Source organism: Thioclava sp. GXIMD4215, assembly GCF_045291555.1.
Lineage (GTDB): Bacteria > Pseudomonadota > Alphaproteobacteria > Rhodobacterales > Rhodobacteraceae > Thioclava > Thioclava litoralis.
Map to the genome: position 1 here is coordinate 1,593,881 of NZ_CP149515.1, position 18,193 is coordinate 1,612,073.

Consider the following 18,193-nt stretch of genomic DNA (forward strand, 5'->3'; position numbering starts at 1 on the left):
TCCATGAGTACCGAAGTTCGCGTCCCCACGCTGGGCGAATCTGTGACCGAGGCCACTGTCGCCACTTGGTTCAAGAAGCCGGGTGACGCGGTTGCCCAAGACGAAATGCTGTGTGAGCTGGAAACCGACAAAGTGACCGTCGAAGTTCCGGCCCCCGCGGCAGGCACGCTGGGCGAGATCGTGGCCGCAGAAGGCACCACCGTGGGTGTGGATGCGCTTCTGGCCATGATCACCGAGGGCGGCGCAGCCGCAGCCACCGCTCCCAAAGCCGAGGCCCCTGCGGCAGCGGCTCCGGCAGCGGGTGGCTCCGAAGGCAAAGCCGTGGATGTGATGGTTCCGTCGCTGGGCGAGTCGGTATCCGAAGCCACTGTTTCGACCTGGTTCAAGAAACCCGGCGATGTGGTCGCACAGGACGAAATGCTGTGCGAGCTGGAAACCGATAAGGTTTCGGTCGAGGTTCCGGCCCCCGCTGCGGGTGTTCTGTCGGAAATCGTGGCCGCAGAAGGCACCACGGTGGACGCATCGGCCAAGCTGGCCGTGATCATGGCAGGCGCATCGGCAGGCTCCGTTGCAGCGGCTCCGGCCCCCGCAGCCGCACCGGCAGAAGCGGCCTCGGGCGCAGGCGTGAAAAACGCGCCTTCGGCGGAAAAAGCGATGGCGGAAAAGGGCATCAACCCCGCTTCGGTCACCGGCACCGGCCGCGATGGTCGCATCATGAAAGAAGATGTGGCCAAAGCGGGTTCGGCCCCTGCTCCGGCAGTGGCGGCAGCCCCCGTGCAGATGCCGCGCGGCACCGCAAATGCCGATGACGCAGCCCGCGAAGAGCGCGTGAAGATGACCCGTCTGCGGGCCACCATCGCCAAGCGCCTGAAAGACAGCCAGAACACCGCCGCCATGCTGACCACCTATAACGAGGTGGACATGACGGAAGTGATGGCGCTGCGTAACCAGTACAAAGACATGTTCGAGAAGAAACATGGCGTACGTCTGGGCTTCATGTCCTTCTTTACCAAAGCGTGCTGCCACGCTCTGAAAGAAGTGCCGGAAGTGAACGCAGAGATCGACGGCAACGAGATCGTCTACAAGAACTACGTCCATATGGGCGTGGCCGCTGGCACCCCGCAGGGTCTGGTCGTTCCGGTGATCCGTGACGCCGACAGCATGTCCTTTGCCGATATCGAGAAAGCGATCTCGGAAAAAGGCAAGCGCGCGCGTGACGGCAAGCTGTCGATGGCAGAGATGCAGGGCGGTACCTTCACCATCTCGAACGGTGGTGTCTATGGCTCGCTGATGTCCTCGCCGATCCTGAACCCGCCGCAATCGGGTATCCTCGGGATGCACAAGATCCAGGACCGTCCGATGGTCATCAATGGCAAGATCGAGATCCGTCCGATGATGTATCTCGCGCTGTCCTATGACCACCGTATCGTTGACGGCAAAGGGGCTGTGACCTTCCTCGTGCGCGTGAAAGAAGCGCTGGAAGATCCGCGCCGCCTGCTGATGGATCTGTAATCCGATATGTGGCGCCCTGTCACGGGGCGCCACACCCCTGCACCCCCTACAGGTGCGTTTCGAGGCAAGACTGATGCAACTGGCACGATGGATGATCTGGGCGGAGATTGCGCTTCGGGCGTTCTATTTCCCGGCTCTCACCGCGTTCCTTGCGATGGGGCGGGCCGAGGCAACCGATATGATCATTCTGGTTGTCGACCTTGCTCTGCTGCTCTGTCTCCAGTTTTCTCTGCGCGCGCCGCAACGTCCGGTCTGGCTGTTTGCCCTTGCCCTCTGCGCGCTGCATTACCTGCATGCCATTTCGGGCGGGCTGAGCCTTGGAAATTTCTGGCCGCTGCTGGACGGCATTCTGGCCGCAATCGCAGGATTTTCGCTTGCGCTGCGTAAACCGGAAAGGGTTCTGGCATGACCCCCGAACTCTACGCCCTTGCCGCAACCGTGCTGATACATCTGGCGGCCGTGCTGTGGTCACAAAGATCTCTCGAGGCCGATATCGGCAAGGAGGGGAATCTGGGCACCCGTGAGAATCTCGAGGCGCGGCTGTCGGAAAAAACCCTGCGCCTGCGCCGTGCATTGTCGAACCATACCGAGAATATCGGGCCGTTTGTCATTGCGGTGGTCATGGTGCAGTTCACCGGCACGAATGGCTGGCTGAGCGCGCTTTGCGCCTGGGTCTATGTGGCTGCGCGGGCGCTCTATCTTCCGGCCTATGCTTTCGGCTGGGTGCCGTGGCGCTCTGTGATTTTCTTGGCGGGTCTTGCGGCCACGCTTGTTATGATCCTGTCGGCAATCCTCTGAGGCTCCCATGATCGAATTCACCACCCCCGAACTTAGCGCGCTCGGTCTGGCCGTACTGCTGCATATCGCCCTGATGGTGCTGTTTGCGGTGCGCGCCAATCTGGAACTGCCGCGCGGCTATGCGCTCAGCCCGCGTGACACCCCTCCGGCCAAGCCGCTTTCGGTGGTGACCGCCCGCCTCCAGCGCGCGATGAACAACTCCTTTGAAAGCCTCATCCTGTTCACGCCTGCGGTGCTTCTGGTGGTACTGACACGGCAGACGGGCCCCCTGACAACCACGCTTTGCGGCATCTTTCTTGTCGCAAGGTTCGCCTTTATCCCCGCCTATGCACTGGGCTGGACGCCGTGGCGTTCGCTGTTCTGGGGGATCGGGCTTCTTGCAACTCTGGCCGTGCTTTTGATCGGCCTGATCTGAAACGAGGGCGGGGCTATCCCTGCCCGACTGATATAATCCGCACCTGACAGATAGGAGCAAAAAATGGCTGAATTTGATGTGATCGTGATTGGCGGCGGCCCGGGTGGCTATGTCTGCGCTATCCGCTGTGCCCAACTGGGGCTGAAAACCGCCTGTGTCGAAGGCCGCGAGACGCTGGGCGGCACCTGCCTCAATGTGGGCTGCATCCCCTCCAAGGCGCTCTTGCATGCGACCCACGAGCTGCATGAAGCCGAACATAACTTCGCCAAGATGGGGCTGAAGGGCAAAACGCCTTCGGTCGATTGGGACCAGATGAAGGCCTATAAGCAAGAGGTCGTCGACGGCAATACCAAGGGTATCGAGTTCCTGTTCAAGAAGAACAAGGTCACTTGGCTCAAAGGCTGGGGCTCGATCCCTGCCGCCGGTCAGGTCAAGGTCGGTGATGAGGTTCACACCGCCAAAAACATCGTGATCGCTTCGGGGTCGGTGCCGTCCTCGCTGCCGGGGATCGAGATCGACGAAGAGACCGTTGTGTCCTCCACCGGCGCGCTGTCGCTGAAAAAAATCCCGAAATCGCTCGTTGTGATCGGCGCAGGCGTTATCGGTCTGGAAATGGGCTCGGTCTATGCGCGTCTGGGCGCCAAGGTGACCGTGGTCGAATTCCTCGACGTGATCACCCCCACGATGGATGGCGAGGTGTCCAAGCAGTTCCAGAAGATCCTTGCCAAGCAGGGCATGGAGTTCGTCCTCGGCGCGGCTGTGCAATCGGTCGAGACCAAGGGCGGCAAGGCCAAGGTCACCTACAAGCTGCGCAAGGATGACAGCGAGGTCACCATCGACGCGGATACCGTTCTCGTGGCCACCGGCCGCAAGCCCTATACCGATGGTCTGGGTCTGGCGGAAATCGGCGTCGAGATGGAACAGCGCGGCCAGATCAAGACCGATGCCCATTGGCAGACCACTGTCAAAGGCGTCTATGCGATCGGCGATGCGATCATCGGCCCGATGCTGGCCCACAAGGCCGAAGACGAGGGCATGGCCGTTGCCGAGGTCATCGCGGGCAAGCATGGCCATGTCAATTATGGCGTCATCCCCGGTGTGATCTACACCACCCCCGAGGTCGCCTCGGTCGGCAAAACCGAGGAAGAGCTGAAGAAAGACGGCGTGAAATACAAGGTTGGCAAATTCCCCTTCATGGGCAATGCGCGCGCCAAGGCCGTCTTCCAGGCGGATGGTTTCGCCAAGCTGATCGTGGATGAGAACGACCGCATTCTCGGGGCGCATATCATCGGCCCGGGCGCAGGCGACCTGATCCACGAAGTCTGTGTGGCGATGGAATTCGGCGCCTCTGCCGAAGATCTGGCCCTGACCTGCCACGCGCACCCGACCTTCTCGGAAGCGGTCCGTGAGGCGGCTCTGGCCTGTGGTGACGGCGCAATCCACGCCTGATCGGGCTTCGAGCGCAACAGGAAGGGCAGCTTTCGGGCTGCCCTTTTTCATGCCGGACGGGCATGTGAACCGCGCCGGAACACAGGCCGCAGACACAATAAAAAGGGCGCAGCCAATAGCCGCGCCCTTTTATCAGAACAGTCTGGTTACAGACTTAGTTGTCGTCGTCATCCGAGCTGACATCCGCAATATCGTCGAGCGAGACATTATCGTCATCATCCTCGTCGAGCAGATCATCATCCAGATCGACATCACCTGCATCATCATCCAGATCATCATCGCCGAGATCATCGACATCCAGATCGGCTTGTTTGTTACCGGTTTTGTCCGCCACCAGAACGTGACCTCGCCCGCTCGAAACGCTTTCCAGCGTGAAACTGTTCGAGCAGACCGGGCAGATCATCGGGTCGCGGTTCAGATCGTAAAACCGGCTCTGACAATGCGGACAGAGGCGCTTGACGCCCCATTCCTCTTTGGGCATGGAATTCTCCTGGCTACGCTCTGAGAGAAAGAGTCGACGCCAACTGCCACAATGACCGGGGCGTGTCAAAGCTTTTTCGAGTTTTTCGCCGAATGAGATGAAGAGGTTGCATCACAATCATGGCCTTATCGTCGAAAATGCGCTTTGCAGGGAAAGCACCTGCCAAGGCCGAACAGCGCTTCGTCACGCTGCGCGACCTGCCTGATGTGCAGATCAAGCTTCACAACAATGCCCGCGCACGGCGTTACGGGCTGCGCGTGTCGCGCAGCGGTGGTGCCGTGACCCTGACCATTCCCGCGCGTGGCACCGAGAAAGACGCGCTGGAATTCGCGCTCGCCCATCAGGACTGGCTGCGCGAAGCCGTGGCCCGTCTGCCGCCCGTGACGCGCATCCGCTACGGTGCCTCGATCCTTTATGAAGGCACAGAGGTGCAGCTTGTCCCCGGTCAGGGCCGCCTGCCCGTCCAAGAGGGCCAGATGCTGTTTGTTCCCGGCCCCGAAGATCGCATGGCCCGCAAACTTGAGAGCTTCCTCAAGCACCATGCGCGGCGCAGGCTACAGGTGGCCACCGAGCAATATGCCGCACAGATCGGGCAGAGCTTCAGCGCCATCACCCTGCGCGATACCCGCTCGCGCTGGGGGTCGTGCAGTTCCAAAGGCGCACTCAGCTATAGCTGGCGCTTGATCATGGCGCCTCCCGAGGTGCTGGACTATGTCGCCGCGCATGAAGTGGCCCATCTGGTCGAAATGAACCATTCGTCGGCATTCTGGGCCATCGTCGAAAAGCTGCGCCCTGACTGGCGGGCGGAACGGCGCTGGCTCCGCGATGAGGGTGGGCGCCTGCATGCGACCCATTTCCGCGATTGACCTTGCCCGCATTCGTGATCACATAGAGACCATGACAACCATCTCCACACGCCAGATCGACACCGCCGTCCACGATAAACTGTATCGTCGGTTGCGGATGCAGATCATGCATGGGGAAATCCCCCCCGGAACACCGCTGACATTGCGTGGCCTGGCCAAGGAGAACGGCGTGTCGATGACCCCCGTGCGCGAGGCCCTGCGGCGGCTGGTGGCCGAGGGCGCGCTGTTCCTTTCGGCGTCGGGGCGCGTGATTACCCCCTTGCTGTCGAATGACCGGATCGAGGAGCTGGCCGCCTTGCGCGCGCTGATCGAGCCTGAGCTGGCCTCGCGCGCCCTGCCCCGTGCGCATATGGCGCTGATCGACCGACTGACGACGATCAATCACGCCAATGCGGAGGCTGTCGTGAAAATGGATGCGATCGGCTATATCCGGACCAATCTGGAATTCCACCGTACCCTGTATCTGCGCGCACAGGCTCCGGCCATTCTGGCGGTGATCGAAACGGTCTGGCTACAGCTCGGGCCGACCATGCGGGCGGTGTATAACCAGATGCAGCGCAACGAACCTCCGCGCCATCACCGGCTTATTCTGGCCGCGCTACGGGCGGGCGACGAACCCGGTCTCCGGCTGGCAGTGCGCACCGATGTCACCCAAGGGTTGCGGCATCTGGCGCAATAGCCGCGCAGGCACGCGCCGGAAATGCCGCCCAAGCCACAGATCGCTGCGACCTATCCCGCTGATGCAAAGCGCATTTGCATTCCTGAGGGGTTCCCATTTCTATCGCAACATGTCTTAAGGCCCGCAACAAAACGGGACATGACGAGTATGAACAGTAGATTGACCGAAGACGAGCGTAAAACGCTCGAGATGAACGTCTTGATGACGCCGGATATGGCCAATTTCTCGGGCAAGGTGCATGGGGGCGCATTGCTGGCAGAGCTGGACCGTGTCGCATTTACTCTGGCCTCCCGCTATTCGGGGTCCTATGCGGTGACGCTGTCGGTGGATCAGGTGACCTTCAAACAACCCATCCTCGTCGGCGAGCTGGTGCGTTTTCAGGCGGCCGTAAACCATACGGGCCGCTCCTCGATGGAAATCGGGATCCGCGTCGAGGCTGAGAACATCACCGCAGGCCGCCGCCGTCACACCAATAGCTGCTATTTCACGATGGTCGCTGTGGACGAAATCGGCAAGCCCGTCGAGGTGCCGAAACTGACCCCGCAGACGGAAGAAGAGCAGCATCGCTGGGATGCCGCAGAACTGCGCCGCGATCTGCGCAAAGAACATGCCGTGCGCATGGAAGAAGCCTCCGCCAAGGTTAAATAACCCCTTGGTGTCATAGTCGAAAAAGGCGCCCTTTCAGGCGCCTTTTCTGTTAGAAATAGCTGCGGACCAACGCATCCGAGATCAGCACCCATCCATTGGCCACCACAAAGAAGGCCAGCTTGAAGGGTAAGGATACGACCGCAGGCGGGACCATCATCATCCCCATCGACATCAGCACCGCCGATACCACAAGGTCGATCACCAGAAACGGGATATACACCAGAAACCCGATCTGGAAGGCGCGCGCGATCTCCGACAGCATGAAGGAGGGCACCAGCGTCGACAGCGGGACATCCGGCGACAGAACCAGCGTGGCCTCCGGCGAACGCAGCTGGGCCAGCGACGCGAAGGTTTCAGGATTGGTTCGCCCTGCCATGAAAACGCGGAACGGCGCGATGGCTTTTTCCAATGCGGGCATCATATCCAGCTCGCCATTCATCAGCGGCGAAATCCCGTTGGTATAGGACTCCATAAATGTCGGTTCCATGATGAACCACGTCAAAAACAGGGCCAGCGAAATGATCAGCATGTTCGGCGGTGCCTGCTGTAGACCAATGGCCTGACGCAGGATGGAAAGCACCGTCACGATAAAGGGAAAGCAGGTCACCATGATCATGATGCCCGGAGCCAGACTGAGCAGGGTAACGGCTGAAATCAGCAGGACCGAGCTTCCGGTCAGGCTATTCTCGCCACCGAAATCAAGCGTCACTTCCTGCGCCATCGTCGGCAGCGCAGAAAGTATTAACGTTAATGCCCCGTAGAGGGCGAGCCGTGACATCTGCATGTCACAGCCCGTTTTGCAGATCGATCACTTCCGTCAAGCGGACCCCGAGCTGGCCGGCATGCTCCCCCTGCATCTCGGTGAGTTCCCCGCGCGCAATCAGCTTATCTCCCACATACAACTCCACAGGATCATCCACGCGGCTATCCAGCGGCATAACGGAATCGCGCTTCATCCGCAGCAGGTCACGCACCATCGGGCGGGCCTTCCCGACCGAAATCGTGATTTCAATCGGAACTTGGGTAAACGGGTTCGAGGAATGGGTTGCTGCCTCAGTCATTCTTTTGCTCCTTCTGGACCGCGCCAAAATAGCTGGCGATCGCATCTCCGATCAGTGCGATGACACCGTCGAGATCGATATGCGTTTCTTTGCCACCGAAGCGCAGATACACCTGCCCCTCGCCTAGCGTTTCTTCTGCAACAAATGTCAGGGGTAGGCTTTTCTCTTGCGAGAGAAGCTCTTGCACCTGTTCGATGCTGTTTGGATTAACCACGACCGTCAAAGGCGTATCTGCCAGCCCGTCGGCCAAAGGCATGACCTGTTCTGCAATGGTCTGCGCCAGCGTCTGACGCGCGACAACCGGAAGCACCTTTGCCGTCATATCGACAAGCAGCGGCCTCATCGCGTCCAGAACATGCTGCCGCGCCTCGTGAAAGGTGAAAGACAGCGCCTGAAGGTTTTGCCCCAGATCGGCCCGCAAACGCGCCTGTTCGGCATTCTGCGCGGCCACCGCATCTTCCCAACCGGCGGAATAGCCTTTCTCGAAGGCCGCGAGCTTGATTTCCTCCAGCTCGCCATGATCGATCGTGACAGATTGCGGGACACGGGATGTGGTCTCAAACGATTCCAGTTCGAAGCGTTGCATCACGCGCGTTCCTCCTTCTCATCCATCCAGCTGCGCAGGATCTCTACAGTCTCGTCGCGGCGTTCCTCGATCAGGCGCTTCAGGCGATCCACTGGATCCGCATTATTTTCGGCATCATCGAAAGCATTCCCCATCGCGAAAGGCAGATCGAAGCCAAGGTCGTCTCCGCCGCCCAAGCCGGACACCAGCGGCATATCATCGGGAACATCATCCCCATCCGCGATCTCGCCAGTCAGGGCATTCGGATCCCCGACGGAAGACGGCAACTGTTCGACCTGACGGCGCTGGGTCAGGATCGGCTTCATCACGAAGAGACCAAGGATCAATGCGACAACCGCAAGAACGCCCAGCTGGATCAGTTGCATCACATCCAGATTCTGCCCGCCCATAAAGCCGACAGATGTCGCCTCGGTGCCCTGAACCGTCAGCGGCTCGAACTGCATGCTTTGCAGCGTGATCACATCGCCGCGGCTTTCATCGAACCCGACAGCAGAGGCCACCAGCGCCTGCAATTGATCAAGTTCTGCCTGCGGTCGCGGCGTCCAGGTGACCGTGCCATCCGCACCCGTGGTCGGCAGACCATTCACCAGCACCGCGACGGTCAGACGTGTCACCGTCCCGGGTTTGCGCAAGACTTCACGGCGGGTTTCAGACACATCGAAATTCGTCCGCTCTCGGGTTTGCGAGCTGTTACTCTGCGACTGACCACCTGCATTGGCATTTCCGGTCGGGAGGTTCGAGGCCACAGTGACATTGGCAGGATCGGTCGACTGCGAGCTATCGCTTTGTTCCTGCGTATCGGTCGAAATGGCGATGCGGCTTGCAGGATCAATCGTGCGCTCGGTAATCGATTCGCTTTCGAGGGCGGTGCGCAGAGACACCTCGACCACGGCATTGCCCTGACCGACACGGGCCTCCAGCAGACGCTCGACATTTTTCTTCAGTTCCGCCGCGCGATCTTCCGTATTCTGGCTGAGATTCTCGTCATCCCCCGTCGAGATCAGGCCCCCGTTGGCATCGATAACAGACACATCTTCCGGCTTCATCCCGGTCACGGCAGAGGCCACCAGATATTTAAGAGCCCGCGCCTGCTGCTGGCTGATCGAGCCGGAAGTCGCCGTAATAAACACGGAAGCGGTAGGTTCGATACTGCGGCGGAAGGCATTGTCGGTGCCATGCGCAATATGCACACGCGCCGAGCGGATGCCGGGATTTGCAACGATCGTCCGCGCCAGCTCACCCTCTTTGGCGCGCCAATAGGCCGCATCGAACATCTGCGACGTCGTCCCGAAACCCGACATCGAATCAAGCAGCTCGTAGCCCGCGCCCCCCATTGCCGGAAGCCCTTCGGCAGCAAGGGTCATCCGCAGCTCATCGCGTCGTGTCGCGTCGACATAGATCGAATCGCCCCGAATTTCGTAGGCAACGCCGCGCTGCTCCAAAGCCGTCACGACTTCTCCCGAACTTTTTCCTTCCAGCCCTGCATAAAGCAGTGAATAGGATGGCTTCGACGCCATACCAGAAAGAAGCAAGATCGCAGCAAAAACGATTCCGGTTGCTGCGAGCACGATGAAACGCCGCCGCGTATCCATTCCCTGCCAAACGGCCGTTACCTGTTCCAAGACGCACCTCCATGAGCGGACCTTCTGTCCAGTCGTCGCCTCATGTTTCACCGATCGCCCTTAACAATCGGTTAGTGGGTCTGGGTTTATTACGGTTTCAACGAAGTAATCGGAATGATCCCATGGCAGATGCAACAGCAGATCAGGTAGAAGGCTCAGAAGAGCCGAAGAAAAAGTCGAAACTTCCGCTTATTATCGGCCTTGTGCTGATGCTCCTTTTTGGTGGCGGCAGTTTCTTCGCAGTCTATTCAGGCATGATTCTTGGCGCTCCCGAAGCCGAAGACGCCCATGCCGATGAACCCCCTCCACCGGCAGAGCTGCCGGATATTTCCTTTATCAAGCTTGATCCTATGGTCATCTCGCTTAGCGGTTCGAGTTCCCGCCACCTGCGCTTCAGTGCAGAGCTGGAAGTCCCGACGGCCTATCAGGCCGATGTCGAAAAGCTGCGTCCGCGGGTGATGGATGTTCTGAACGGGTATTTGCGCGCGGTCGAGCTGAGCCAGCTTGAAGACCGCACAGCCCTTATCAAGCTGCGCGCCCAGATGCTGCGCCGCATCCAGATCGTCACCGGCGAAGGCCGCGTCAACGATCTGCTCATCATCGAATTCGTGCTGAACTGAGGATTGTGATTATGGAACTTATCTCGAATATCTTGCTCATCGCCGGCGCGTTGGGGGCTGCGGTCTACTGTATCGTCCTGTCGCGCCGTCTCAAGAAATTCAATCAGCTTGAAAGTGGTATGGGCGGCGCGATTGCCGTGCTGTCCGCTCAGGTCGATGAAATGACCAAGGCACTGGAAAAAGCCCAGACCACGGCAAATACCTCCGCAGAACAATTGCGCAACCTGACAAAGCGCGCGGAGATCGGGGCCGAAAAGCTTGAGATCATGCTGGCTTCGCTACACGATCTTCCCGCGCCGCCCCAAGCTGCGCCACGCCCTGCGGCCAGCACCCCGCCCCTTGAGGTCGAGGAAGAGATCCCCACAGCAGCAGATGAAGCCGAATCGCCCAAACGTGCGCGAGTCGTGCGCCGCCGCCAACGCGAAAGCAATATTGAGGCCGCCGAATGAGCAAGACAGATCCGAAAGCGGCTCCTTCCGCCAAACCCGCCGCCCCGAAAGCCGCCAAAGGCCGGAAGGTCCAACGTAAACCCGCACATACCCTTCTGATTATCGCAACGCTTCTGGCCGGATCTGCGGCGGTCCGTATCGCTGCCGGGGCAGATACGGCTTTGGCAAAGGCCGCCGACCTTACCAACACGGTCGCGGCCCAGAACTGCACAACCGAAGAAGGCGTGATGGCACTCCTATCGGAGGTCAATGCCCGCTCGGGCAAGCTGGATGAACGCGAAGCATTGCTTGCAGACCGCGCCACTGCGATCAGCGTCGCGGAAGACAGGCTCAAGCAACGCATTCAAGAAATGAAAACCGCCGAAGAAGAGCTGGCCAAGACAGTCCAGATTGCAGATCGCGGTGCAGAAGACGATGTAACGCGCCTTGTGACTTTGTATGAAAACATGAAGCCAAAACAAGCGGTTCCACTTTTCGAGACAATGGCCCCCGAATTTGCTGCAGGATTTTTGGGGCGCATGCAACCTGCCGCCGCCGCCTCTATCATGGCGGGGCTTTCCCCCGACACAGCCTATACGATCAGCGTTCTTATGGCTGGCCGGAACGCCAACGCGCCAAAAAGGTAAAGCGCGTCAGTAGTTTTTTAAACGTCCTTTGCGATGCTCACATCGTAACAATGGAGACGGACGATGATTGGCATAGTTGGAATCGTGATCATCTTCGCTATGGTATTTGGCGGCTATGTCGCTGCCGGTGGCAAGATGGGCATCATCTTGAAATCGTTGCCATTTGAGATGATCATGATCGGTGGAGCCGCGGTCGGGGCCTTCGTTCTGTCAAACGATATGGCCTCAATCAAACATGCGCTCAAGGACATCGGGAAAGTCTTCAAAGGCCCGAAATGGAAGCCGGATGACTATCGGGATCTCCTGTGTCTGCTGTTTGAACTAATCCGGCTACAGCGGCAAAATCCTGTGGCCATTGAAGAGCATATCGAAGATCCGGAAAACTCATCGATCTTCGGTAAATATCCGAAGATCCTTCATGATCATGAAGCAGTTGAGATGATTTGCGACACATTGCGCTCGGCCTCGATGAACTATGATGACCCCCATCAGGTGGAAGAGGTTCTCGAAAAGCAGCTTGAGGCGAATTACCATCATGCCATGCATTCAAGCCACGCCATCCAGAACGTTGCGGACGCGATGCCGGCACTTGGGATCGTGGCAGCCGTGCTCGGGGTGATCAAGACCATGGGCTCCATCGACCAACCGCCAGAAGTTCTGGGTAAAATGATTGGTGGCGCGCTTGTCGGGACGTTTCTCGGTGTGTTTCTGGCCTATGGCTTCATCGGCCCCTTTGCCTCGCGCATCAAAGCGGTGGTGGATGAAGACTCGCATTTCTATAAATTGATCCGTGAAGTGCTGGTGGCAAACCTGCACAACCACGCAACGAATATCTGTATCGAAGTTGGCCGCCAGAATACGCCCCACCATATCCGCCCGAGCTTTTCTGCTCTGGAAGAGGCGCTTAAATCCGTAAAATCGGAGGCAGCATGAGGCATCTGTTTCTCGGCACACTGCTGACAACCATTGCGTCTGTTGCCGCAGCGCAGACCGTCACTGTACAATCGGGAGAACATCCCGATTTTACGCGGTTGGTCTTCCTGTTTCGCGGAAAAGTTGACTGGTCACTGGAACAAAATGAAAACGGCTACGCGTTTTCGGTCAACAAACCAGATGTAAAATACGATCTTTCCAAGGTTTTCTATTTTATTCCCCGCACGCGGATCAGTGAGCTGTATCCTGTCAATGGATCGTCTGCGCTGGATATTGCGACACCGGAAGGGATCGCGCTTACCGCCTTTGAGCTGGCCTCTGGGGCCGTGGTCGTTGATGCGCGTCTGGCCCCGCAGGAAGCCCCCGCCCGACCGCAGTCCGCCGCTGCGCCACAAATCGAAATCACCACCCCGATCCAAAACCCAAGCATTCCCGCGACACGAATCGCCCTGCCTGATCCCGATATTTACTGGCGTTTGTCCGAAACTCCGGCGGCACAAACACCGGTAACACCGGCACCCGTGAACGTCCGGCCCAGCGTCGAGCCCGCCCCCGCCCGCACGAAACAGGTTCCGCCGGTGCAGGGCGCTTTGGCGCTTGATCAGTTGATGGAAGAAAAAGACAAGCGCGTCTCTGAAGCAGAAACGCAGCTGTTGCATCAATTAAGCCGCGCAGCCTCGCAAGGGCTGATCGAGCTCGAATTGCCGACGATCCCCGACCCGGAACCCACCCCCGCCGCAGTCACTCCGCTCCCGCCGGAACCGACCCGCAAAACCGAGCATATCGCGATCCACTCGGAAACAGTGGTTGATCGGGATGCAGGCTCGTTACAGATGCAGTTCGGCGACATGCTGAATGACAGCCGCTGCGCACCGAATGCCGATTTTGCATTGCGCGAATGGTCCGAAGAAGGGGATCCTTTCGCCCTTATTTCCAGCCTTCGGCGTTCGCTGATCGGAGAGTTCGACAAGCCGAACGAACAAGGGGCATTGCGTTTGGCACAGACCTACCTGGCCTTTGGTTTCGGTGCCGAAGCGCAATCGATTCTGCAAAACTTCCCGATAGATCCGGAAGCGCAGGATGCTGTGAAGCTGATGGCGAATGTCATAGATGGCGAGCCGGTCTCTTCGGCCAACCCCTTGTTGGTGATGAGCGCGTGTGACGGTGCCGTTGCCTTCTGGGCAATGATGGGACAGGAGAAAAGCGACCCTCTCAGCGTCAATCTCAAGGCAGTCCAGCGGACATATTCGGATCTTCCGATCTCGCTGCGTCGAACTTTGGGCGTTCCTCTGGTCAACAAGCTGACAACGCTGGGATATCCGGAAGAGGCTGAAACTGTTCGGTTTTCTCTGGAACGCGGCGAAAATGAGAAAAGCCTGCAAGCCGTTATGCTCGACGCGACAATCGACCACGGACATGCGGATGCGGCGGCAATCGAACAGAGCCTGAAACCGGTTGTCGAACGCGATAACGAAGATGCGGTCGTCGCGACACTCATGATCGCCGAAACCGCGTTCCGCGATCATCATCCGATGGATGAGCTGGTTCTGGAAAATGCGGCCGCGCTGGCAATCGAATTGCAGCCGTCACCCGACGCCGCCAAGCTGCTGCGCGCCGAGGCCTTGGGGCGCGCCAGCCGCTCGGACTGGAACGGCGCCATGACCACTTTGGCGAACTGGCCGAAAACACTGGATGCGCCTCTGCATGACTCGAGCCGCAAAATGATCCTACAACGCGCGATCCGCGATCTCGCGGATCAGGATCTTCTGGTCTTCTATTTCCAGCATAAGGACGTCATCGCCCAAGCAGGGCTGGACACGGCAGATTACCAGCTTATTGCCAAGCGCCTGATTGATCTGGGGCTGCCAAGCAATGTGCAAAGCCTGCTGCAATCGGATCAGCCTCTCTCTCCTGCATCGCGCCTTCTGATGGCGAAGGCAGCACTGCTGGAGCATGACGGCCCGGCGGCAATGACCTATGTCAGCGGGCTGGAAAGTGACGAGGCACAGGCGATCCGCGTGCAGGCGCAAAACTACTTTGCCGGCGGAGATGCCCTGAACCAAGGCGGCGCCGCCCCGCAGCTTTCGGATGAAAGTCCGGATAGCGCCTTGCGTCGTCGGGACTGGGCGGCGCTGGCCCAATCCGGATCTGACTCGGAAAAAGCCTTTGTTCAGGCCTTTGATCTGGCCAATCCCTCGCCCGAGGCCCCCGCTGATGGAGAACTGTCAAATGCGCAGCGCCTTCTTAACCAGAGTGCGGAAGAACGAGACGCGCTCAGCCAGCTTCTTGAGAGCCTAAACTGACCACAATAGGTGCCTGTCTCAAACAGATAGGCGCCTATGCCCTTTCCACTGCAACAAGCTGTGCGGGGATCAAGCCGCGCAGCGCATTGCCAATCCAGAAGCCATCACGCAGGTCGCTCGGGGCAAGATCATCCTCATAAGCGTGGCCCGCTTCCAAAAGACTTTGCCGTAGTACCCCCGGCAGAAGTCCCGCCGCGCAAGGTGGCGTCCGCAGGTTTTGCAGCTCGCCAACAAATATATTGGTGATCGTGCCCTCGCAAAGCCGCCCCTGCTCATTCAGGAAAATCCATTCGTCGATCCCCTGCGGCAAGTTGGCGCGGAACGTGTCATAGAGCCCCCGCTGGGTTGTCTTGACAGATAGCCAAGGATCATCCGAACGCAGCATCTGCGGGGCAATCGCGACGTTCCAGACCGTCTTCGTGGCAGGCAAATCCGCAAAGCCCAATGTCGGCCTGCCGGCCAGATCCACGGTCAGCCGCCCCCTCAACACCCCCTCTTTCGGCAATGCGGCCAAGGCCGCCTGCACAGCCTTGGCATCAAAGGGTATCTCGAGTTTCAGGCAGGTTCGCTGCAATCTGGCCAGATGGAGCGGCCAGAAGGCGATATGCCCCGCATCTACACGGAAGGTTTCGATAACGTTCAGATCGGGCGGACAGGTCCGGCATAGCGACTTTTCCATAGCGCTTCCTCATATTCGGCCTCGGCGCGGCTGTCATAGACGATCCCGCCCCCGACATTTAGCGTGACCTCTTCCGCTTCGCAGCGCAATGTGCGGATCGCCACATTGAAGCGCATCCCTCCATCCGGTGCCATCCAGCCGATAGCCCCGCAATAGGCCCCGCGCGCCCAGGGTTCGAGATCGCGGATAATTTGCATGGCACGGATTTTCGGCGCGCCCGTGATGGAGCCACAGGGAAAGAGCGCCTTGATAATCTCTGCCGCGCCACTCTCGGGCCACAACCGCGCCTCGACCGTTGAAACCATCTGATGGACAGTGGGATAGGTTTCTATCCTGAACAGTTCGGGCACCTTGACGCTGCCCAGCCGCGACACGCGCGACAGGTCATTGCGCAGCAGATCAACGATCATCAGATTCTCGGCGCGATCCTTCTCGGAGGAGTACAAGTCCTCGATCTGCGCCTGATCGGAGAGCGGATCGGCCTCTCGCGGACGGGTTCCTTTCATCGGGCGCGTCCGGATCTTTCCCTCCGGCTCGACCTCGAAAAACAGTTCCGGCGAGCGGGATACATATTGCACATCGCCCAAATCCAGAAAGGCCCCATGCGGCATGGGGGCGTGCTGCGACATACCGGCGTAAAGCGCCTCGGCCTGCCCCGAAAGACGGCCCCGAATGGGAAAGGTCAGATTGACCTGATAGCAATCTCCCGCGCGGATATGTTCGGCCAAACGGTCGAATGCCCGTGCGTGATCGGCCGCCGACCAGAGCGGCACCAGATCGTGCACATGCGCCTCGCCGGTCTGCGGCGCGGCAACCCGCGGCGCGGGATAGGCCGCCATCGCAATCAGCGGATCACGCCGTTCCTCGGGCAGAAGCGCGGCGAGTTTCTCGGAGAAGCAATAGCCCAGCTCGTAGGAAAACAGCCCCGCCAGCCAGAACCCTTCAGCCCGCAACCGCTCGATCCGCGCCAGAACTGCGGGAACCTCTTCGGGACTGTCGGCCCGTAAAATCTCGGCTGGCGCGTCAAAACACGTCTCTTTCCCCAGCGGGCCGCACTCAAATAAAACCTTCATCAGACATCCCTGCCGCGCATTCCCTGCCTAATTCGCAGCTAGGGAAAACCGGTCAAGACCGAAACCGACATTTTAGCGCCAAAAGAGGGATTTCATTCACGTTGCACCCCGTTTCTTGCATGCTATCAAGGCAAGGCGAGAGAAACGGTGCCCCCGATGTCTGACATTATTCGCCTGATCTTACCGATTTACATCCTGATTGTGGTGGGCTTCGTCCTGATCCGCATCCGCTATATCGCGGCGGCAGATCTGCGCGGCGCAGGGCGGCTGGTGATCCGGTTTTTCCTGCCGCTTGTGGTTTTTGCAGCCGTTGCGGCCGGAGATCATGACACGGCGCTGCATCCGGCTATTTTCATTTCCTACACGATCGGGTCACTGCTAAGCTACGGGCTGGGCTATGGCACAGCCTTGCTTGCAGGCAAGCCCCACGGCGTGCGCGCCTTCGAGGCAATGGGGTGTTCGTGCTCGAATTCGGCCTTTTTCGGCCTGCCGATCTCGACCTTCGTTTTCGGCCAGCAGATCGCTTTCGACATTTTCGCGATGGCACTTCTGATCGAAAACCTCATTATCACGCCATTGGCGGTCAGCGTGATCGAGGTGGAAAGCGGCCTGACATGGGCCAAGCTGCGGCGCCTGTTTGCCGGAATCCTGACCAATCCGCTGTTGATCGGTGCCCTGTCGGGACTGGTCTGGAAAGCAACGGGGCTCGGGCTGCCCATGGTGCTTCTGGAGGCGATCCGGCTGATGACCCCCGTGGCCGCGCCGATTGCCTTGCTGGCAGTTGGCGGCGCGGTGGCAGAGCTATCGCTCAAGACGTTCCGTTGGGGCGTGATCCGGATCACCCTTTGCAAACTGCTGGGCCATCCGCTGCTGGTCGGCGCAACCAGCCTGCTGTTTTTAGGCACCCATAGCGATCTGGGCACCTTGCAAGCCGCAGCCATCGTCAATGCCGCCCTGCCCATGATGTCGGTCTATATGCTTTTCGGTATCCGCTTCCACCGCGAGGATGTTGCGGCCACGGCGCTGATTACCGCAACCGCGCTGTCCTTCTTCACGCTTTCGGCGCTCCTTTACCTGCTGCGCTAGCCCATAGCCCAGCCATGCTGTAAAAAACGGCATCCGCCCCCAATTCGTCCGACCCTCTTTATCGGAATGAGCAGGTTTACCGATGCATCATCAGGTCAGCGCATAAAATGACGCCATTTCGCGAAGCGTGGGTTGTCAAACGTTTCAATTCATAGATTTTTTGATAAGGTGGGATTTCAACAAAAGACTCACCTTCCGCCACCGCCCTTATGGTCAACCTTGCGGCTTTTGTCGCTCGGTGGCAGTTTCCGTATCGCTTTTGTCCCGTTGTTCTACCTCATTGCCCGATAGCCAGTGCCCTATTGAT

21 protein-coding genes are annotated in these 18,193 nt (G+C 59.1%); 14 read left to right on the forward strand and 7 right to left on the reverse strand.

Annotation, left to right across the window (positions count from 1 at the left end; translation table 11 throughout):
• Positions 1–3: 3 nt before the first annotated feature.
• The 5 genes from odhB to lpdA all read left to right on the forward strand — a co-directional run bounded on the left by odhB (position 4) and on the right by lpdA (position 4,174).
• Positions 4–1,512, forward strand: a complete 1,509-nt coding sequence (odhB, locus tag WDB86_RS07890) for a 2-oxoglutarate dehydrogenase complex dihydrolipoyllysine-residue succinyltransferase (RefSeq protein ID WP_339109023.1) — start codon at positions 4–6, stop codon at positions 1,510–1,512.
• 73 nt (positions 1,513–1,585) lie between these two features.
• Positions 1,586–1,921: a hypothetical protein gene (locus tag WDB86_RS07895; RefSeq protein ID WP_339109022.1), complete on the forward strand. Its 336-nt coding sequence runs from the start codon at positions 1,586–1,588 to the stop codon at positions 1,919–1,921.
• Entirely contained in the window at positions 1,918–2,310 is a 393-nt protein-coding gene (locus WDB86_RS07900; protein ID WP_339109021.1) for an MAPEG family protein, read from the forward strand. Before WDB86_RS07895 ends, WDB86_RS07900 begins: the two co-directional genes overlap by 4 nt.
• Before the next feature lie 7 nt (positions 2,311–2,317).
• Complete coding sequence (locus WDB86_RS07905) at positions 2,318–2,725, forward strand: MAPEG family protein (RefSeq protein WP_339109020.1); 408 nt, start codon at positions 2,318–2,320, stop codon at positions 2,723–2,725.
• 63 nt (positions 2,726–2,788) lie between these two features.
• Positions 2,789–4,174 carry a dihydrolipoyl dehydrogenase gene (gene lpdA, locus WDB86_RS07910; protein ID WP_406720267.1) on the forward strand — a complete coding sequence of 462 codons (1,386 nt, stop codon included), beginning with the start codon at positions 2,789–2,791 and terminating at the stop codon, positions 4,172–4,174.
• Positions 4,175–4,328: 154 nt separating this feature from the next.
• On the opposite strand, the gene WDB86_RS07915 is transcribed toward lpdA, so the two are convergent.
• Positions 4,329–4,655, reverse strand: coding sequence for an FYDLN acid domain-containing protein (locus tag WDB86_RS07915; protein WP_339109018.1), 327 nt, complete (start codon positions 4,653–4,655; stop codon positions 4,329–4,331).
• Positions 4,656–4,774: 119 nt separating this feature from the next.
• Between WDB86_RS07915 and WDB86_RS07920 the strand changes: the two genes are divergently transcribed.
• The 3 genes from WDB86_RS07920 (at position 4,775) to WDB86_RS07930 (ending at position 6,848) form a co-directional block, all read left to right on the forward strand.
• Positions 4,775–5,521, forward strand: a complete 747-nt coding sequence (locus WDB86_RS07920; protein ID WP_406735639.1) for a M48 family metallopeptidase — start codon at positions 4,775–4,777, stop codon at positions 5,519–5,521.
• A 31-nt stretch (positions 5,522–5,552) separates the two neighbouring features.
• Positions 5,553–6,200, forward strand: a complete 648-nt coding sequence (locus WDB86_RS07925) for a GntR family transcriptional regulator (protein WP_339109016.1) — start codon at positions 5,553–5,555, stop codon at positions 6,198–6,200.
• Positions 6,201–6,347: 147 nt separating this feature from the next.
• Positions 6,348–6,848 carry an acyl-CoA thioesterase gene (locus tag WDB86_RS07930; protein ID WP_339109015.1) on the forward strand — a complete coding sequence of 167 codons (501 nt, stop codon included), beginning with the start codon at positions 6,348–6,350 and terminating at the stop codon, positions 6,846–6,848.
• A 49-nt stretch (positions 6,849–6,897) separates the two neighbouring features.
• Here WDB86_RS07930 and fliP read toward each other — a convergent pair whose 3' ends face one another.
• The 4 genes from fliP to fliF are packed head-to-tail and all read right to left on the reverse strand — an operon-like array spanning position 6,898 to position 10,117.
• On the reverse strand, positions 6,898–7,626 hold the full coding sequence (gene fliP, locus WDB86_RS07935; protein ID WP_339109014.1) for a flagellar type III secretion system pore protein FliP: 729 nt from the start codon (positions 7,624–7,626) through the stop codon (positions 6,898–6,900).
• A 7-nt stretch (positions 7,627–7,633) separates the two neighbouring features.
• Positions 7,634–7,909, reverse strand: coding sequence for a FliM/FliN family flagellar motor C-terminal domain-containing protein (locus WDB86_RS07940; RefSeq protein ID WP_339109013.1), 276 nt, complete (start codon positions 7,907–7,909; stop codon positions 7,634–7,636).
• Positions 7,902–8,495, reverse strand: a complete 594-nt coding sequence (locus WDB86_RS07945; RefSeq protein WP_339109012.1) for a flagellar biosynthesis protein — start codon at positions 8,493–8,495, stop codon at positions 7,902–7,904. Before WDB86_RS07945 ends, WDB86_RS07940 begins: the two co-directional genes overlap by 8 nt.
• On the reverse strand, positions 8,495–10,117 hold the full coding sequence (gene fliF, locus WDB86_RS07950) for a flagellar basal-body MS-ring/collar protein FliF (protein WP_339109011.1): 1,623 nt from the start codon (positions 10,115–10,117) through the stop codon (positions 8,495–8,497). The genes WDB86_RS07945 and fliF overlap by 1 nt, the downstream gene beginning before the upstream one ends.
• A gap of 122 nt (positions 10,118–10,239) precedes the next feature.
• On the opposite strand from fliF, the gene fliL reads away from it, so the two are divergent.
• The 5 genes from fliL to WDB86_RS07975 all read left to right on the forward strand — a co-directional run bounded on the left by fliL (position 10,240) and on the right by WDB86_RS07975 (position 15,048).
• A complete protein-coding gene (gene fliL / locus WDB86_RS07955) occupies positions 10,240–10,737 on the forward strand; it encodes a flagellar basal body-associated FliL family protein (RefSeq protein ID WP_339109470.1) in 498 nt (165 codons plus the stop codon).
• A gap of 11 nt (positions 10,738–10,748) precedes the next feature.
• Positions 10,749–11,186: a hypothetical protein gene (locus tag WDB86_RS07960; RefSeq protein ID WP_339109010.1), complete on the forward strand. Its 438-nt coding sequence runs from the start codon at positions 10,749–10,751 to the stop codon at positions 11,184–11,186.
• 161 nt (positions 11,187–11,347) lie between these two features.
• Positions 11,348–11,812, forward strand: coding sequence for a hypothetical protein (locus WDB86_RS07965; protein WP_339109009.1), 465 nt, complete (start codon positions 11,348–11,350; stop codon positions 11,810–11,812).
• 63 nt (positions 11,813–11,875) lie between these two features.
• Positions 11,876–12,745 carry a flagellar motor stator protein MotA gene (gene motA / locus WDB86_RS07970; RefSeq protein WP_339109008.1) on the forward strand — a complete coding sequence of 290 codons (870 nt, stop codon included), beginning with the start codon at positions 11,876–11,878 and terminating at the stop codon, positions 12,743–12,745.
• Positions 12,742–15,048, forward strand: a complete 2,307-nt coding sequence (locus WDB86_RS07975) for a hypothetical protein (protein ID WP_406735640.1) — start codon at positions 12,742–12,744, stop codon at positions 15,046–15,048. The genes motA and WDB86_RS07975 overlap by 4 nt, the downstream gene beginning before the upstream one ends.
• A 34-nt stretch (positions 15,049–15,082) precedes the next feature.
• On the opposite strand, the gene WDB86_RS07980 is transcribed toward WDB86_RS07975, so the two are convergent.
• Together WDB86_RS07980 and WDB86_RS07985 are read right to left on the reverse strand one after the other, a co-directional pair.
• Positions 15,083–15,727 (reverse strand): aminotransferase class IV, encoded by a 645-nt coding sequence (locus WDB86_RS07980; RefSeq protein WP_339109006.1) that lies wholly within the window; start codon positions 15,725–15,727, stop codon positions 15,083–15,085.
• Positions 15,688–16,800, reverse strand: a complete 1,113-nt coding sequence (locus tag WDB86_RS07985) for an aminodeoxychorismate synthase component I (RefSeq protein ID WP_406735641.1) — start codon at positions 16,798–16,800, stop codon at positions 15,688–15,690. Before WDB86_RS07985 ends, WDB86_RS07980 begins: the two co-directional genes overlap by 40 nt.
• A 156-nt stretch (positions 16,801–16,956) precedes the next feature.
• On the opposite strand from WDB86_RS07985, the gene WDB86_RS07990 reads away from it, so the two are divergent.
• Positions 16,957–17,886 (forward strand): AEC family transporter, encoded by a 930-nt coding sequence (locus WDB86_RS07990; RefSeq protein WP_406735642.1) that lies wholly within the window; start codon positions 16,957–16,959, stop codon positions 17,884–17,886.
• The last annotated feature ends 307 nt before the right edge of the window (positions 17,887–18,193 follow it).

Excerpts from the sequence above, each read along its gene's own strand:
- fliL (WP_339109470.1), top strand. The coding sequence starts at position 10,240 with ATGGCAGATGCAACAGCAGATCAGGTAGAAGGCTCAGAAGAGCCGAAG.
- WDB86_RS07940 (WP_339109013.1), bottom strand. The coding sequence starts at position 7,909 with ATGACTGAGGCAGCAACCCATTCCTCGAACCCGTTTACCCAAGTTCCG.
- WDB86_RS07975 (WP_406735640.1), top strand. The coding sequence starts at position 12,742 with ATGAGGCATCTGTTTCTCGGCACACTGCTGACAACCATTGCGTCTGTT.
- WDB86_RS07925 (WP_339109016.1), top strand. The coding sequence starts at position 5,553 with ATGACAACCATCTCCACACGCCAGATCGACACCGCCGTCCACGATAAA.
- WDB86_RS07985 (WP_406735641.1), bottom strand. The coding sequence starts at position 16,800 with ATGAAGGTTTTATTTGAGTGCGGCCCGCTGGGGAAAGAGACGTGTTTT.
- WDB86_RS07990 (WP_406735642.1), top strand. The coding sequence starts at position 16,957 with ATGTCTGACATTATTCGCCTGATCTTACCGATTTACATCCTGATTGTG.
- WDB86_RS07920 (WP_406735639.1), top strand. The coding sequence starts at position 4,775 with ATGGCCTTATCGTCGAAAATGCGCTTTGCAGGGAAAGCACCTGCCAAG.
- WDB86_RS07900 (WP_339109021.1), top strand. The coding sequence starts at position 1,918 with ATGACCCCCGAACTCTACGCCCTTGCCGCAACCGTGCTGATACATCTG.
- WDB86_RS07905 (WP_339109020.1), top strand. The coding sequence starts at position 2,318 with ATGATCGAATTCACCACCCCCGAACTTAGCGCGCTCGGTCTGGCCGTA.
- WDB86_RS07945 (WP_339109012.1), bottom strand. The coding sequence starts at position 8,495 with ATGCAACGCTTCGAACTGGAATCGTTTGAGACCACATCCCGTGTCCCG.
- WDB86_RS07960 (WP_339109010.1), top strand. The coding sequence starts at position 10,749 with ATGGAACTTATCTCGAATATCTTGCTCATCGCCGGCGCGTTGGGGGCT.
- WDB86_RS07895 (WP_339109022.1), top strand. The coding sequence starts at position 1,586 with ATGCAACTGGCACGATGGATGATCTGGGCGGAGATTGCGCTTCGGGCG.
- motA (WP_339109008.1), top strand. The coding sequence starts at position 11,876 with ATGATTGGCATAGTTGGAATCGTGATCATCTTCGCTATGGTATTTGGC.
- odhB (WP_339109023.1), top strand. The coding sequence starts at position 4 with ATGAGTACCGAAGTTCGCGTCCCCACGCTGGGCGAATCTGTGACCGAG.
- WDB86_RS07915 (WP_339109018.1), bottom strand. The coding sequence starts at position 4,655 with ATGCCCAAAGAGGAATGGGGCGTCAAGCGCCTCTGTCCGCATTGTCAG.
- WDB86_RS07930 (WP_339109015.1), top strand. The coding sequence starts at position 6,348 with ATGAACAGTAGATTGACCGAAGACGAGCGTAAAACGCTCGAGATGAAC.
- lpdA (WP_406720267.1), top strand. The coding sequence starts at position 2,789 with ATGGCTGAATTTGATGTGATCGTGATTGGCGGCGGCCCGGGTGGCTAT.
- fliP (WP_339109014.1), bottom strand. The coding sequence starts at position 7,626 with ATGTCACGGCTCGCCCTCTACGGGGCATTAACGTTAATACTTTCTGCG.
- WDB86_RS07980 (WP_339109006.1), bottom strand. The coding sequence starts at position 15,727 with ATGGAAAAGTCGCTATGCCGGACCTGTCCGCCCGATCTGAACGTTATC.